The organism is Arthrobacter sp. TmtSoilC48, assembly GCF_059739425.1.
In genome coordinates, this window is the sequence record NZ_AP046049.1 from 567954 (window position 1) to 582901 (window position 14948).

General features: G+C 61.6%; 12 protein-coding genes and 2 pseudogenes. 8 read left to right on the plus strand and 6 right to left on the minus strand.

Features of this window, described 5'->3' with window-relative positions; all coding sequences use genetic code 11:
* Positions 1-10: 10 nt before the first annotated feature.
* The 7 genes and pseudogenes from AC6I97_RS02735 to AC6I97_RS02765 all read left to right on the plus strand — a co-directional run bounded on the left by AC6I97_RS02735 (position 11) and on the right by AC6I97_RS02765 (position 7606).
* Positions 11-1525 (plus strand): GH1 family beta-glucosidase, encoded by a 1515-nt coding sequence (locus tag AC6I97_RS02735; protein WP_224092697.1) that lies wholly within the window; start codon positions 11-13, stop codon positions 1523-1525.
* Positions 1526-2041: 516 nt separating this feature from the next.
* Positions 2042-2812: a sugar phosphate isomerase/epimerase family protein gene (locus AC6I97_RS02740; RefSeq protein ID WP_224092699.1), complete on the plus strand. Its 771-nt coding sequence runs from the start codon at positions 2042-2044 to the stop codon at positions 2810-2812.
* A gap of 2 nt (positions 2813-2814) precedes the next feature.
* Entirely contained in the window at positions 2815-3951 is a 1137-nt protein-coding gene (locus tag AC6I97_RS02745; protein ID WP_224093936.1) for a Gfo/Idh/MocA family protein, read from the plus strand.
* Positions 3952-3972: 21 nt separating this feature from the next.
* A complete protein-coding gene (locus tag AC6I97_RS02750) occupies positions 3973-5184 on the plus strand; it encodes a Gfo/Idh/MocA family protein (protein ID WP_224092701.1) in 1212 nt (403 codons plus the stop codon).
* Between the two features lies 1 nt (position 5185).
* Positions 5186-6187, plus strand: a pseudogene (locus tag AC6I97_RS02755) (sugar phosphate isomerase/epimerase family protein); the annotation flags it as partial.
* Positions 6188-6290: 103 nt separating this feature from the next.
* Positions 6291-7049 (plus strand): annotated as a pseudogene (gene ppgK / locus AC6I97_RS02760) (polyphosphate--glucose phosphotransferase).
* A 278-nt stretch (positions 7050-7327) separates the two neighbouring features.
* Positions 7328-7606, plus strand: coding sequence for a hypothetical protein (locus AC6I97_RS02765; RefSeq protein ID WP_224092703.1), 279 nt, complete (start codon positions 7328-7330; stop codon positions 7604-7606).
* Positions 7607-7642: 36 nt separating this feature from the next.
* Here AC6I97_RS02765 and AC6I97_RS02770 read toward each other — a convergent pair whose 3' ends face one another.
* The 5 genes from AC6I97_RS02770 to AC6I97_RS02790 form a co-directional block, all read right to left on the minus strand.
* Positions 7643-8779 (minus strand): Fis family transcriptional regulator, encoded by a 1137-nt coding sequence (locus AC6I97_RS02770; RefSeq protein ID WP_224164432.1) that lies wholly within the window; start codon positions 8777-8779, stop codon positions 7643-7645.
* A gap of 337 nt (positions 8780-9116) precedes the next feature.
* Entirely contained in the window at positions 9117-9470 is a 354-nt protein-coding gene (locus AC6I97_RS02775) for a helix-turn-helix domain-containing protein (protein WP_224092706.1), read from the minus strand.
* Positions 9463-10587: a tyrosine-type recombinase/integrase gene (locus AC6I97_RS02780; RefSeq protein ID WP_497943998.1), complete on the minus strand. Its 1125-nt coding sequence runs from the start codon at positions 10585-10587 to the stop codon at positions 9463-9465. The genes AC6I97_RS02775 and AC6I97_RS02780 overlap by 8 nt, the downstream gene beginning before the upstream one ends.
* 341 nt (positions 10588-10928) lie before the next feature.
* Positions 10929-11495, minus strand: coding sequence for a recombinase family protein (locus AC6I97_RS02785; protein WP_224093937.1), 567 nt, complete (start codon positions 11493-11495; stop codon positions 10929-10931).
* Positions 11496-12170: 675 nt separating this feature from the next.
* Entirely contained in the window at positions 12171-12641 is a 471-nt protein-coding gene (locus AC6I97_RS02790) for a nucleoside deaminase (protein WP_224165865.1), read from the minus strand.
* 154 nt (positions 12642-12795) lie between these two features.
* Between AC6I97_RS02790 and AC6I97_RS02795 the strand changes: the two genes are divergently transcribed.
* A complete protein-coding gene (locus AC6I97_RS02795; RefSeq protein WP_224167595.1) occupies positions 12796-13710 on the plus strand; it encodes a LysR family transcriptional regulator in 915 nt (304 codons plus the stop codon).
* Positions 13711-13716: 6 nt separating this feature from the next.
* On the opposite strand, the gene AC6I97_RS02800 is transcribed toward AC6I97_RS02795, so the two are convergent.
* Complete coding sequence (locus tag AC6I97_RS02800; protein WP_346347104.1) at positions 13717-14928, minus strand: LacI family DNA-binding transcriptional regulator; 1212 nt, start codon at positions 14926-14928, stop codon at positions 13717-13719.
* Positions 14929-14948 lie beyond the last annotated feature (20 nt).

Here is a 14948-nt window from a genome sequence, read left to right on the forward strand (position 1 = left end):
AGGACTGACCATGTACCACGGTCTCCTCGATAGCGGACACATCGATTTACCGCCCTCCTTCATTCTTGGCGCCGCGACCGCCGCCTACCAGATTGAGGGCGGCGCAACCGAAGGGGGACGGGGCCCCTCCATTTGGGATACCTTTAGCCACACTCCAGGGAAGACCGAAGGGGGCGCCACGGGAGACGTCGCCGCCGACCACTACCACCGTGTCGAGGAGGATCTCGGGTTGATGGAGGCCCTGAACCTAACCGCTTACCGGTTTTCGATCTCGTGGTCGCGCGTCATGCCGACCGGTGAGGGCGAGGTGAACGCTGAGGGCCTACAGTTCTATTCACGCCTCGTTGACAGTCTGCTGGCGCGCGGAATCCAACCGGTCGTAACGCTCAACCACTGGGACCTTCCACAAGCGCTGGAAGACAAGTACGGCGGCTGGCGCGGACGCAAGACCGCCTTCGCCTTCGAAAAGTACGCAGAGATCATGGGCGCTGCTCTCGGTGACCGCGTCTATATCTGGTCGACCCACAACGAGCCTTGGAACAACTCCTTCTCCGGATACGGCAGTGGAGCATTTGCACCCGGTGGAACAAGCCATGAAGATGCGCTCATCGCAGCGCACCACCTCAACCTTTCGCATGGACTTGCCGTCAAAGCGCTCCGGCGAACCATCACCCGGAACGACGCGCAAATCTCTGTGGCACTGAACATCTTCCGCGTAGCCGCTGAAACCCCGGAAGACGCAGAAGCTGCGCGCCAGTTCGACGCGGTGGCGAACCGCGTCTTCACCGGGCCCATGCTGAACGGGCAGTACCCTGCCGACCTTCTCGCCGACACACGGAAATTCACGGACTGGAGTTTCGTCCTTCCCGGGGATTTGGAAACCAGTCATCAACCGATCGATCTCCTGGGCGTGAACTATTACGAAGTCATGCATGTACGCCTGAACCCCGCCTATGACCCGGAAACCGAAAAAGACGGCGGCACCGCCTTCCCGGGCTCGGAAAGAATTGAGTTCCTTCGACGAGGAGACCTCGAGCGGACCGGGATGGACTGGGGGATTGAACCCCAAGGCCTCGAAGACCACCTCGTGGCACTTTCTGCTGAACATCCTGGTTTGCCGATCATGGTGATGGAAAACGGAGCAGCTTTTCCCGACACCGTCACCTCGTTGAACGGCAACAACGTTGTCCTAGATTTTGACCGTACCCGCTTCCTCATCGAACACGTCACGGCAACTGACCGCGCCCGCCACCGCGGGGCCAACGTTGTTGGCTACCTGGTCTGGTCACTCCTGGACAACTTCGAGTGGGCCGCCGGATACGGACCGCGATTCGGCATCATTCACGTCGATTACGACACCCTCCAGCGGACCCCGAAACTCAGCTCCCACTGGTTCTCTCAACTCTGCGCATCAAAAACCATCCCAACCCTGCGCGAGTTCTCACTCGACAGCAGGCCCGATCAGAGCCGGGCGCCTACTACTCACACAGAGGACGCCCTCGTGGCCAACCTGAGTAAGGATTAGAAACGACGTGATCGTCTAGCGCGGGGATTACACCCGCATGTGGCGTGTCTTCCTGGGCACAGATTCAACCGAAGCCGCGCGTTTGGGATTTCACCTGACGCGACACCGTGCTCGGCCAATTCAATGTTGACGGCGTCTGGATGCCCCTGGCCACAACCGCGAAATCCCCGCCGGCGGATGGAACCGCAAGCTCCGGGCGCCTCTTCCTGAAGTTGCTGGACCCCACCTGCTTAAAAGGAGAACAACATGCACGTTACCGACAAGGTCGTTCTTCAAAGACATCGCCCTCATCATGTTCGGCGTGCTCATCTCGGTCGTGCCGTTGCTGGTGCTGTTCTTCATCCGCGGCAAGCAACTCGTCGCTTGCGTTATGCAGGGAGCCGTCAAGGGATGAGGCAGCAATCCGCACATCAAAAGACTGAAATAACGCCCCGTAACAGCCGAAACAGGCTTCCGGGGTTCGCCGAAACAACAGCTAACCCCGATGTTTCAGAACCACCCGCAAAAGGAAGAACAATGTCCTATTCAATTCAGCTCTACACCCTCCGGGATGCCATCTCCGAAGACCTCCCCGCAACTCTCAGGAAGGTTGCGGAGATCGGTTTCACCCAGGTTGAGCCCTACAACTTCGTCGCTACGACCAAGGAGCTCGGCGCCGCGATGAAGGACAACGGCCTCACGGCGCCCTCCGGCCATGCGCCGCTGCTTTCCCAGGACCAGGATGAAATCTTTACCGCGGCGAAGGAACTGGGCATCAGCACCGTCATTGACCCCTACCAGCCAGCGGACCAATGGCAGAACGCCGAAACCATCCAGTCCACTGCGGCCAAGCTCAACGCCGCTGCGAAGAAAGGCGCCGAGTATGGCATTCGCGTGGGTTATCACAACCATGAGTGGGAACTCGAGTCCATTGTTGACGGGCGAACGGCGCTGGAATACCTCGCCGAGTACCTCGACCCCGCGGTAATCCTGGAGGTGGATACCTACTGGGTGGCCGTGGGCGGCCACGACCCCGTGGATATCCTCACAAAGCTCGGCGACAGGGTGAAGTTCATCCACATCAAAGACGGTCCCATAAACAAGGACAACAAGGCACAAAAAGCAGCAGGGCAGGGCAACGTCCCGGTCCTGGAGGTGATCGCCGCGGCACAATCCCTCGAAGTTGGCGTGGTGGAATTCGATGACTACTCCGGCGACATCTTCGACGGCATCGCGCAGAGCCTGGCCTTCCTGAACAGCAACGCGGCCAGCGCCGGTACGGGCGCTACCGAAGGAGCCAACGCGTGAGCATCCCCGCAGCATCCAGTCCGTCCACCTCGTCTTCCCTTCGGGGGCCGGTGGGCGTCGGCGTCATCGGAGCAGGCAACATCAGCAAGGCGTACCTGGACAACCTCACGGTTTTTCCGGACCTGAAGGTTCTGGTCATCGCCGACCTCTTCGAGGACGCCGCCGAGGCGCGCGCCAAGGAATGCGGCGTCCCCGAGTGGGGCGGCCCGGAAAAGGCGCTGAACCATCCCCACGTCGAAATCATCGTGAACCTGACCATCCCGGCAGCACACGTCGAGGTCGCCACGGCTGCGGTCAACGCCGGCAAGCACATCTGGACGGAGAAGCCTTTCTCCCTGGACCGCGAGTCCGGACTGGGGCTGCTCAAGGCAGCAGATACCGCCGGCATCCGCCTCGGAACGGCGCCGGACACGTTCCTGGGTGCGGGCCTGCAGACCGCCCGCCGCATCATCGAGTGCGGCGACATTGGAACTCCGCTGACGGGGATGACCACTTTCCAGACCCCCGGTCCGGAATCCTGGCACCCGAACCCGGCGTTCCTGTTCCAGCACGGCGCCGGCCCGTTGTTCGACATGGGCCCGTACTACCTCACTGCCCTGATCCAGACGTTCGGCTCGGTGCGCAGGGTTGCCGCCGTCGGCTCCTCCGCAAGGGCGACCCGGATCATCGGTTCCGGTCCGAAGGCCGGCGAGGAATTCGCCGTCGAAGTCCCCACCCATGTCTCCGCGATGGCGCAGTTCGAAAGCGGTGCGTCCTCCCACAGCGTGTTCTCCTTCGAGTCCCCCCGCCAGCGAATGGGGTTCGTGGAAATCACCGGCACCGAGGCCACGCTCTCGCTGCCGGACCCGAACTATTTCGACGGCGGCCTCAAGCTCTGGCGACCCGGCGCGGAAGAACCCGAAATCATCCCCGCCACCGGACCGGCCAACGGTCGCGGCCTGGGCGTGCTGGACATGGCCCGTGCCCTGCGCTCCGGCACTCCACACAGGGCCACCGGCGAACTGGCCTACCACGTGCTGGACACCATGGTCTCGATTTCCGAATCCGTGGAATCGGGCTCATTCGTGGACGTCACCAGCAACGCGCCCTCCTCCGAACCCGTCCCTGAGGACTGGGCGCCGGAAACCGCCACGCTCTAAGAATCAGCGAGGAACCACACCATGACCACCCCAGTCCGCCCATCCGACCAAACGCCTTCCCCGGCATACCGCCCAGCATCTGCCCCGCTGGGTGTGGCCGCCATTGGCTACGCGTTCATGGGGAAGGCCCACTCGAATGCGTGGCGGAACGTGGCCAGCTTCTTCGACGTCCCCGCCTTCGAGCAGAAAGTCCTCGTCGGCCGGGACGCCGAATCCGTTGCGGAGGCGGCCGCCAAGTACGGCTGGGCAGAGTCCGCCACCGACTGGCGGTCCGTCATTGCCCGGGACGACATCCACATCGTCGATATCTGCGCTCCGGGCTGGATGCACGCCGAAATCGCTGTTGCCGCCCTCGCTGCCGGGAAACACGTCCTCGTGGAAAAGCCGCTGGCGAACACGATCGCCGAGGCAGAAGCCATGACCGCAGCCGCGGCAACGGCCCGCGCGAACGGCGTGCAGTCGATGATCGGCTTCAACTACCGCCGCGTCCCCGCTCTTGCACTGGCCCGCGAACTGATCGCCGAAGGCCGGCTCGGCACCGTCCGCCACGTCCGGGCCGCCTACCTTCAGGACTGGCTCTCCGACGCCGAGTCCCCCATGACCTGGCGGCTCCGCAAGGAAACCGCCGGCTCCGGCGCCCACGGCGATATCGCCTCCCACGCCATCGACCAAATCCAACATCTCACCAATGAGACAGTTACCGAGGCCACCGGAACACTGCGGACATTCGTCGCAAGACGTCCCGGGCCCCACGGCCCCGAAGATGTCACGGTAGATGATGCTGTCTGGGCCACACTTGGACTGACGGGGGACGTCGGTGCGTCAGTTGAGGCGTCTCGAGTCGCGACCGGCCAAAAGAACAGCCTTCGCATAGAGATCTACGGCACTGCTGGTTCGCTCGCGTTTGACTTGGAAAACTTCAATGAGCTCCGTTTCCTGGACGCTACCGTTCCAGTCCGCGAACAGGGGTTTCGCCGGATTCTAGTCAACGAACCCGAGCACCCCTATCTGGCGGCGTGGTGGCCGCAGGGCCATATCATCGGTTGGGAACACACCTTCACCCACCAGATCCGGGATTTCCTCACCGCCATCCAGGAGCAGACCCCGCCCTCGCCGTCATTCGAAGACGGACTGCAGATCCAACGTGTCCTGACCGTCATCGAGGAATCGGCCGACAACCGCGGTGTTGTCACGCCTGTCCTACAACCAACCTTCGCTACGCAAGGAGCCTGACATGCCCCGCCCGTACACCCTGTTCACCGGCCAGTGGGCCGACCTCCCCTTCGAGGAAGTCGCCCGCCTTGCCTCAGGCTGGGGCTACGACGGCCTGGAAATCGCCATCTCCGGAGACCACCTGGACGCCTGGCGCTGGGACGAACCCGGCTACGTCGAATCCAAACTCGCCATACTGGAAAAGTACAACCTCAAGGTGTGGGCCATCTCCGGAGACCACCTCAAAGGCCAAGCCGTCTGCGATGACCCCATCGACTTCCGCCACGAAGCAATCGTCGGATCGCGCGTGTGGGGTGACGGCGAACCCGAAGGCGTCCGCCAACGCGCCGCCGAAGAAATGAAACACACCGCCCGCCTGGCACGCGCACTGGGAGTAGACACCGTCGTCGGGTTCACCGGCTCCTCCATCTGGCAATACGTCGCCATGTTCCCGCCCGTCCCCGAAAAGGTCATCGACGCCGGCTACCAGGACTTCGCCGACCGCTGGAACCCCATCCTGGACGTCTTCGATGAATGCGGTGTCCGCTTCGCCCACGAAGTCCACCCCTCCGAGATCGCCTACGACTACTGGACCACCGTCCGCACCCTCGAAGCCATCGGACACCGGCCCGCGTTCGGCCTGAACTGGGATCCCTCACACTTCATGTGGCAAGGCATTGACCCTGTCTCCTTTATCTGGGACTTCAAGGACCGGATCTACCATGTGGACTGCAAGGACACCAAGCTCCGGCCCACTGGCAGGAACACCGTGATCGGCTCGCACCTGCCGTGGGGCGATCCCCGCCGCGGCTGGGACTTCGTCTCCGCCGGACGCGGAGACGTGCCCTGGGAATCCTCCTTCCGGGCCCTCACCGCGATCGGCTACGACGGCCCCATTTCCGTGGAATGGGAAGACGCCGGCATGGACCGCCTGCATGGCGCCCCCGAAGCCCTCGCCGCCCTGAAGAAATTCGACTTCCCCGCCTCCCAAACCAGCTTCGACGCCGCCTTCAGCAGCAACGACTCGTGGGGGCTACCGATCTCGGCAGAAAGGTTGCCGGGGCGGCAACGGCAGTCCCCGGCGATACGCTAGTGCACGGTTTTCACACTTCTTCGGTACCAAGCGCATGGACATTGCATTTATCCGCGTTGACATTGGAGGCACGGGTATCAAAGGAGGGCTGGGAGACAAGAATCAAGGCAAAAACTCCTCGGTGACCGTACCGACTCCGCACCCGGCGACCCCCGAAGCAGTAGCCGCGGCAGTTTCCTTGGTGATCGAATGTATCTCAGTCCACCCGCAGGCTCCGGCTGCGTCTGCACCGGTAGGTGTGACATTTCCCGGCATAATCCGGCATGGCGTTGTGCACTCTGCGGCGAACATGGAGCAAAGCTGGCTGAACACTGACATCAACCAACTCCTAAGCGCCCGGCTGTGTCGGCCGGTACAGGCTGTAAACGGCGCTGATCCCGCAGGTAATGCCGAAATCAGTTACCGCGCTGGCATGTGCATAGACGGTTCGGTCCTAGCCATCACGCTGGGGACTGGCATTGTATCTGCGTTGTTCCTCAACGGTCAGCTCGTCCCCAATTCCGAGTTCGGACACCTGGAAGTAGATGGTGTTGCGGCCGAAAAGCGGGCTTCAGCAGTGGCACGCGAAAGGGACGGACTTTCCTGGAAGGAGTACAGCGACGTGCTGCAGCGATGCTTGTCACACCTGGAATTTTTTGTTCTCGCCCGAACTCGTTATCATCGGTGGAGGCATTCACAGCACGCCAACGATTACTTACCCAACCTCAAATTGGGAACCGCAGTACTTCCTGCCACGCTCCGCAATGATGCCGGCATAGTCGGTGCAGCACTTCAGGCCACCATCGCGCACTGAATCGGTTTGACGACCGCCATGATGAACTCGATTGGTAGCCACCGAAAGGATGTGCAGTGATTGCTGCTCCGACTTCGCGAAGGGCTCCCTCGCGGAGTTCGTAAGGCAGGTTCTCTCATCTACTTCTACTCGTCCTACTTAACTGGCATGCACGGGTATTCATGGGACGGGAGTAGCCGCCTCCGTGATTTGCCGACGGTGAACGGCACTCATACTGCTCGGTGGCGGGGCCGGTGTTAGCTCATGACAGAAAGCTCCTCCGGCTGTAGGCTCCGAATATGCCTGAGGGTCGGAAGCGCCTTGAGCCGCGTATGACGCGGGGCGGATTTCGCTGGCAGCTGGTCATGGTGTCCTTCATGGCCGTAAACGCAATCGTGCAAATTGCATTCCGGTGGAATCAAGCTTGGGGTCCCTTTCTTTACCTCATGCTGGCAATGCTGATTATCTGCGCGGTCTTCACCGCCTATCTGCTCTATGTGCGCCACTACGACGGTCATTTCTGGGACGAGGAAGAAGCCCGTCGCCAGGACTGGGATCGTCGGGGCCGGCAGCTTTAGGTATGTCCTCACGGACGCAAGCGAGACGGAGCCGTTCTAGTTTCTCGGGCTTTCGTGCAGGACGGACTCGTTTACTGCTGCGATGTACCGGGCATAGGCGGATGCCGAGTCGGTGGCGTGGCGTTCGATGGTAGTCGGGGAGTAGCCGAGGGTTTCGGCGATGATGGCCACGGGTGCGAGTTTGGTGAGTTCGTGGAGTGTTCCGAGTCGCGCGGCGCGGGTGTTGAAGAGCTTGCTGAGTCGGGTTGTGAGGTGCCCTGGGTGGATGTGGCGTCCGGGTGATGTTCCGCGGAATACCCACTTGGTGTTGGGGTGTGCTGCGGTCAGTTCGTGGCCTGGGTTTGCGGCGAGCTCCCGCCATGGCTGGGCTAACGGGTCCGGCAGCGCAATTTTGGTGGTTCCGAGTTGGATGGTGACTAAGTCTTCAGTGACTGTGACGTCGTCCCAGGTCAGCCGGGCGATGTTTTCGGCTTGTTGTCCGAAGACGAGGATGAGGATCGCGGCGGCCCGGTCACGGGTCTCCGGTCCGTTGGTGTGGATGATTTGTTGGAGCGCTTTGTCTTGCCCGATCTTGGGGAGTCTTGGGCTGGTGCCGCGGCGGTGCGGGACGATGGTGAGCCCCGCTGGGGCGGCCTTGGTTTTGATGGCCCATTTGAGGAAGCGCTCAGCGATGCGTCTCGTCGTGGGCCCCTCGGATTGCCATACATCAAGGTGGGACTGCTGCAGTTCCGGCAGTTTGATGTCATGACCGGTGAGCCAGTTCAGGAGGTCGATGGCGACGGTGACTTCCTGTTTGGCGCGCAGGAAAGTGCCGCGGGAGACTTCGTCCATGAGGTTCATGCGTCGCTGGTGATGCCATCGGATGTAGCGGCGGATCACGTCAAGGTTCTGTGGGTCGCTGACGCGTTCCATGGCTTGGGTGGCCCAGCTTTCGTAGCGAATCAGGAACGCATTTCGCTGGGGGAGCACCCCGTGCTCGATGAGGAGCCCTCGGACGTACTCGCGGGTGCGGGAGTCGGGCAGTTCATCGAAGGTGTCGTGACTGATTTTGGGTGCGGTAGCGAGGTTACGAAGGAAGGCCGTGACGTGCTTTTGCCGGATCCAGGTCATGCCGCTGTTGGCCCGTTTCATTGACTTCAGTGCCGCCGCCAGCGGGATCAGTTCCGTGGCCATGACTCCCGTAGCTGGGTCTGTAAGCAGGTCGTCTACGATGTCGCCGAGGACGCAGGTCCAGCAGCGTCCACCACTGTAAAGTTCGTCTTCGGCGCCGCAGCCCACACAGTCAACGTTGAGCCGAACGCCCGAGCAGCTGCGGCATGCTGGCTCCTCATCGATAATTCCCGGAAGAACACCTTCATGGCCGCAGGCGCAGACTCCACGGGTGCGCTTTGCCTGCTGATAGCAGTAGCCGCAAACGCCGCCGTCGGGCCAGCGCGCGACGGTTTGATGGTGCTGACCGCAGCGACTGCAGGGAACCGGCCAGCGGATCGGGTCCTCTGCTTTGCGTGGCCTACTCACCGTCCTCAGAAGCGACGAGGCGGACACGTCGTGCGATGGGGTTGCCTGGTTGGATGCCGAGGTCTTCACTGCGCTTCGGGGCATTGGCTGTCGCCGCGGCGCGCATCTCCACGAATGGTTCGAACAGGTCGTTGGGTGTGCAGTCCAGGATGTCGCAGAGCGCCGCGAATGTCTTGGCCGGAATGCGCTCCGGAGTCGATGTGACCAGCCTGTAGACCTGACTTTCGGAAAGGTTGATACCACGAGATTTCAGGAGCGGCATCAGTTCGGTGGTCTTCCACAGGTTCTGCTTTGCCATCAGGGCTCGCAAGTTCCAGCGGTAGCCAATCCGGCGCTGTTCAGGCATCTGGGTCCTCCAAGTTCGCGATGCGGCGTGCAATCATCTGCTGCACGGATTTCTGCTTGAAGTCCGACGATACCGACGTGTAGAGCCCGGTGGTCGAGGCGTAGGAGTGGCCAACCTGAGTCTGCACGAAGGCCGCGTCATAGCCGGCTTCGATCAGGTGGGTCACGTAGGAATGCCTGAGGCAATGCAGACCCAGCTCCTGGGGCAAGCCGACGGCATCCCGGGCAGCGGCGAACGCATCCCCGAAAGAGCCCAGGGACATCCGGGCACCCCGCTCGCTCGGCCAAAGAGCCGAGGACCGTTCAGCTGTCGGAAACTGCTGCCGCAGCCCTCCGGATGTCCAGGTCTTGAGCTGGTCCACGACCCAGTCGAACTCCGGAACGGTCAGCACGGTGCGCCGTCTGGGTCCTGAGCCTGCCGTTCCCTTGGCGAACCGTACCTGAACTGCTCCGAACCGGCCGTAGTCACTGACGTGCGGGTTCGGGCCGAAGTCTTCCAGGTCCAGCATGGTCATCTCACGTCGGCGAAGCCCATAGGCATAGCAGACCTTGAACGCCACAGAGTCGCGGAAAAGGGGCAGCCATCGTTTGCTGCCAGCGGCGTATTCCCGGTCGACAAGGTCATCGATGTAGTCGAATAGTCGCTGCAGTTCCGCCTTGGTGAACGACCGCTTCTTCGCCGGGACGGCATCATCGGTGGTGTGCCTTGGCATATTCCACTCGAAGCAGATCTGGCTCGGAATATCGCCGAAAGTCCGTTCGCAGAACTCGCCCCAGCCATAGCCAGGATGCGTCAGATAAGAGCAGAACATCGCCACGGCGTTGCTGTACGAGCGCAACGTTTTCAGGCTGATCGGTTTCTCGCCCGAGCGCAGATCGGCCAGGAAGTCATCGATGTCGGCGTGGCGCCATTGCCATGGGAATTCACCCGTGAAGCGCTGAAAACGCTCCAGCAGCTGGCCGCGCTGCTTGATGGTCTGAGTCGTGAGGCCACGTGCCAGCATCTGCGCGCGCCAGCCATCGAGCATGGCAGTGAAAACCCGTTCATCAGCCCGGAACAGCCCAATGTCCGGATCCACCAGCATCCGCGGGACGAAACCCGGAACGGCATTACCCACCACGACCCCTAAACCATGGAAACATGCATTAGATGCAGGAAACCTATAGCCATAAGCGATCCGAGGGCAAATTCAGTCGTTGGCGTGAGGAATGCGCGCGCCGGGCAAAGCCCGGCTGACCTGCGGAAACGCTGGATTCGTCATGGGGCGGGAGTTCTCGCAGCTGCTTCTACTCCCGTTGTTTGAACGCCGATAACCGACGTTCCGTCCAGCCTGGGAATGAACTACGACCGCGGGCTCCTGCGGCAGAAGCTCACGACTGCGTCCTCTGCGGACTCACGGACGAGCGTGCATTGCGGTCTGCATGGACGAGCCATCGGGGCCGTCCATCGATCAAGTACTCACGTCTGCTTTGCCTGGCGCAGGTACTGGTAAACAGTTTCCCGGCTGATGCCGTAATCGTTGGCCAGGACAGATTTTGGTATTCCGCTGTCCGCCCTTAGCACGAGCTCGGCGGCGCGTTCGGGGCTAAGGCTCCTTTTGCGTCCGTGGTAGGCGCCGCGTTGCTTGGCGAGGGCGATGCCTTCTCGTTGGCGTTCCTTGATGAGGGAGCGTTCGAACTCGGCGAAGGCACCCATGACCGAGAGCATGAGGTTGGCCATGGGGGAGTCCTCCCCGGTGAAGAGGAGGTGTTCCTTGACGAACTGCACGCGTACTCCTTTGCGGGTGAGGCCCTGGACCAAGGAGCGCAGATCGTCCAGGTTGCGGGCGAGCCGGTCCATGCTGTGCACGACCACGGTGTCGCCTTCGCGGGCAAACCGCAGAAGTTCAGCAAGCTGCGGCCTTGCCGTGTCCCGGCCGGAGGCTTTATCCGTGAAGACGCGATCCAGGACTTCGCCATCGAGTTGGCGTTTCTCGTTTTGGTCGAGAGTGCTCACTCGCACGTATCCGATTCGTTGACCATTCACCGGAATCCTCCCGCCGCCGTCCCTTTGAGTTTGAGAGTCCTTGGCAAGCAGCGTCAAGACATTCATGTCCCAACGGCGTCAGAGTGGACAGGCTTCAACGAAGCACCGGGTTCCCGGCCGGCGCTCGAATAGTTCCGGGTTCCAATCGCTTCGGCCAATTGTCCAAAGAACTTTGGACAATTGGGCGGCCAGGCAGGCGTTTTATGCCTTGGCGTTGCCGTCGTTCGGGCCGGCTTCCTTTGCGCAGCGGGTTGCTGCGCAAATGGCTGAAATCCTTGCCGTACGGCGTAAACAGCAAGGGCGATCGCGGGGGAGAGGGCCTGAGGTAGACTCTCAAAAATAAAAGTTAGTTGAAGCTTCAAGCATTAACACGACATAACGTCGGTTATCGGCCCCCAAATAGGACGAGTAGACGTCCCTCGGCTGGGCCAAGAGGATTTACTCGGCAGCGCAGAGGGTTCCTAACGTCCGCGCTTGGCGCAGATACTGTGGGCCGTCTCCCTGGTGATCCGGAAGTCGGGGGCAAGGACGACTTTTGAATCACTACTGACGTCCCGCTGGAGCAGCTCGACAGCCCGCTCCGGAGTTAGGGTCTGTTTCGGCCCCAGACAGGCGCCTCATTGCTTGGCCAGGGCCATCCTTGCACGGCTCTGAGGGAAATGGTGCCTCGTTCTTTTAGTTCCAGAAGCCGGCATGTGGTTTCGCGGCTTCTTCTTCAATGTGCGGGCCCGAGACCTCGGTGGGGCGGCCTCCATCGGCGAATACAAGCCTGCAGGGGTGAGACAGAGTGGGGTTTTCCGGATGACTGCCGGTTATCGCCAGCAAACCCGTTTCTGCCAGGCCATAGACCACCCGGCCGATGCCAGCCCAGTAGATCGCGCCCGCACACATGGCGCAGGGCTCACAGGATGTGTACAGGGTGTGGCTGGGAAGCTCATTGTGGGGGATGGACCGAGATGCCAAACGCACCAGGTTGGTTTCGGCGTGGTTTGTGACGTCGTTCTCGGTTGTCACGGTGTTCTCAGCTTCCAGGACGATGTTGCCGTTGGCGTTTACGAGAATTGCGCCGAAGGGGTGGTTGCCGTTGTCCCGGGCGTTCCGGGAAACGATGATGGCGCGGCGGAGATATTCGAGGTCGTTGTTCATGCTGGTCCTTTCACCTCAACGGCGCCAGAGACATTGGCGGTGAGGTCTTTTCGTGGTTCCGACGGGCCTTTGTGCCCGGGTTCATGCAACGATATGCCGCCAAACGCTGCAGAAGAAGTGATTTACTATCGGAACAGACGATAGGTGAGTGATGATGCGGTACTCGTTGGAGCAGGTCGAGGCTTTCGTGATGAGCTGCAAGTGGGGTTCCTTCTCCGCTGCGGCCAGAGCATTAGGGCGCAGCCAGTCCACCATCAGTGCTGCCGTGGCCAACCTGGAGATAGCTCTTGGGCTGGAGTTGTTTGATCGGACGACACGTATTCCCACCCTGACCCCAGCCGGCGAAACGATGCTGGTCGAGGCATTAATTGTTTACGATCGATGCCAAGCATTGGAAAGCCACGCGGATGCCATGTCGGAAGGCGACCCGGCGAGCCTCACCATTGCGGCAGGCATCCCGTACCAGAACCTGGTGGCCATTCTGGTGGAATTCGCCGAGAACTTTCCCCACACGGACCTTGTTATCCGAAATCCTGAACACGGTGACGTCGCCGGCTTGGTCCAACGCGGTGAGGCCGCCCTGGGGATTGCTTTTGCCCAGCCCCGGTATCCCCGGGAAATTCAGTTTCATCAACTCGGGAAACTGATCCTCACCCACGTCGCCCATGCCCGGCATGCGTTGGCGGCGAAGACCACTGTGAGCTTTGACGACTTACGCGCGCACAGGCACATTGTTTACACCGCGCATGCTGCCAGCTTGCCGACCACTGAATACCTGCAGTCCGCACAGGTGTGGCGTGCCGATAACTATGAGGCTCTCATTTCGATGGCATCGGCGGGCTTGGGGTGGGCAACTTTGCCACGGCAGCTGATCGTGGACCAGATAAACGGCGGCCAACTGATCGAGCTACAACTGGAGGCTTACCCCTATACGGATTGGCTCGTATCGGTGGACCTGTTGTCTTTGAGGGGACGCCGGATAGGGAAGGCGGAAAGCTGGCTGCTTACCCGGCTCAGAAACCATAAGATTCAGGAGCTGGATAAGCACGGGAAGCTCACCACGTGGTAACGGGTTTCATGTCTCCTGTTCGATGATGGGGCCCTCCGGTGGATGTGTCGCGTCGCTTCGTAAATTCTGAACCGGGGGCGCTGCTTTGGGAGGCACAGCGGTACTTTGGCGGACAACGAGCTGGGTGGGGATGAGGGTGACGCCGTGTTTGGTGGTCTTGGTTCGGATCTGCTGTAGGACGTTGTCGACGCACTGGTTGCCGACGTCAGCGAAGTTCTGGTGCACCGTGGTGAGCGGGGGAGTGAACGAGGACGCTTCGGGGACGTCGTCGAAGCCGACCAGGCTGATGTCTCCTGGAACTGATTTCCCCTTTTCGCGGAAGGCCCGGAGCATGCCGAGCGCCATGTGGTCGTTCGCGGCAAATACCGCGGTGCAGCCGGGCTCGTCGGCGAGCCGCAGACCGACGGCGTAGCCGGAGTCCGCTGACCAGTCGCCTCGCAGCAGCGGCGGGACAGGCCTGCCGGCGTCGGTGAGCGCCGCGTGCCAGGCGGCCGCGCGGCGTTCGCTGGCGAAGGACGCTTCGGGGCCGGCGACGTGCCAGACGGTTTCGTGGCCGAGGTCCAGGAGGTGTTTGACGGCCTTGCGGGCGCCGCCGGCCTGGTCGGTGTCCACCACGCTGTACTGCTCACCGGCGTCGGGATCGACGACGACGACCCTCACTCCCGGGGGCAGAGTCGCTGTCGCTGCCTCGAGGAGGTGGACCTCCATGATGGCAATCACCGCGTCGACGGCGAGTTCGCCGATGCGTGAGAACGCACCCTGGATACCGGCTTGGGTGGGGGCCGTGACGGGGATCAGTGTGGTGGCGAAGTCCTGCCGGGCTGCGTGCAGCGCGATTGCCTCAAGCGTACGCATGGTCCCGAAGGACGACAGCGAGAACGTGATCACGCCGATGGTCCGGAAACTTCCGCGCCTCAGCGCCCGTGCCGCACTGTTGGGCCGATATCCCAATTCATTCATCGCAGCAGTGACGCGCCGCCTGGTGTCAGCTCGCACATCGCGGCTCCCGTTCGCCACCCGGGACACGGTCTGCGTCGAAACTCCGGCCCGTACGGCAACATCCACCATCGATACACGATCAATGACGGTTGCGGCAGGTTTGGCGAAGGTGGTCTTCGGTCCCGCGCCCGCGTGGAGCCGATCGCCTGGCCCCAAATCAGGATGCCGCAACTGTTCCCGTTGCTCCGGGGGCGGGTTCTCGTCAAGGTCCCAGCACATCTGTCCTACCTGGTTGGCCG

Bases quoted from the DNA above. Each gene is read 5' to 3' on its own strand.
- AC6I97_RS02795 (WP_224167595.1), top strand. From the start codon at position 12,796: ATGCGGTACTCGTTGGAGCAGGTCGAGGCTTTCGTGATGAGCTGCAAG.
- AC6I97_RS02790 (WP_224165865.1), bottom strand. From the start codon at position 12,641: ATGAACAACGACCTCGAATATCTCCGCCGCGCCATCATCGTTTCCCGG.
- AC6I97_RS02775 (WP_224092706.1), bottom strand. From the start codon at position 9,470: ATGCCTGAACAGCGCCGGATTGGCTACCGCTGGAACTTGCGAGCCCTG.
- AC6I97_RS02800 (WP_346347104.1), bottom strand. From the start codon at position 14,928: ATGTGCTGGGACCTTGACGAGAACCCGCCCCCGGAGCAACGGGAACAG.
- AC6I97_RS02765 (WP_224092703.1), top strand. From the start codon at position 7,328: ATGCCTGAGGGTCGGAAGCGCCTTGAGCCGCGTATGACGCGGGGCGGA.
- AC6I97_RS02750 (WP_224092701.1), top strand. From the start codon at position 3,973: ATGACCACCCCAGTCCGCCCATCCGACCAAACGCCTTCCCCGGCATAC.
- AC6I97_RS02735 (WP_224092697.1), top strand. From the start codon at position 11: ATGTACCACGGTCTCCTCGATAGCGGACACATCGATTTACCGCCCTCC.
- AC6I97_RS02770 (WP_224164432.1), bottom strand. From the start codon at position 8,779: ATGGCCACGGAACTGATCCCGCTGGCGGCGGCACTGAAGTCAATGAAA.
- AC6I97_RS02740 (WP_224092699.1), top strand. From the start codon at position 2,042: ATGTCCTATTCAATTCAGCTCTACACCCTCCGGGATGCCATCTCCGAA.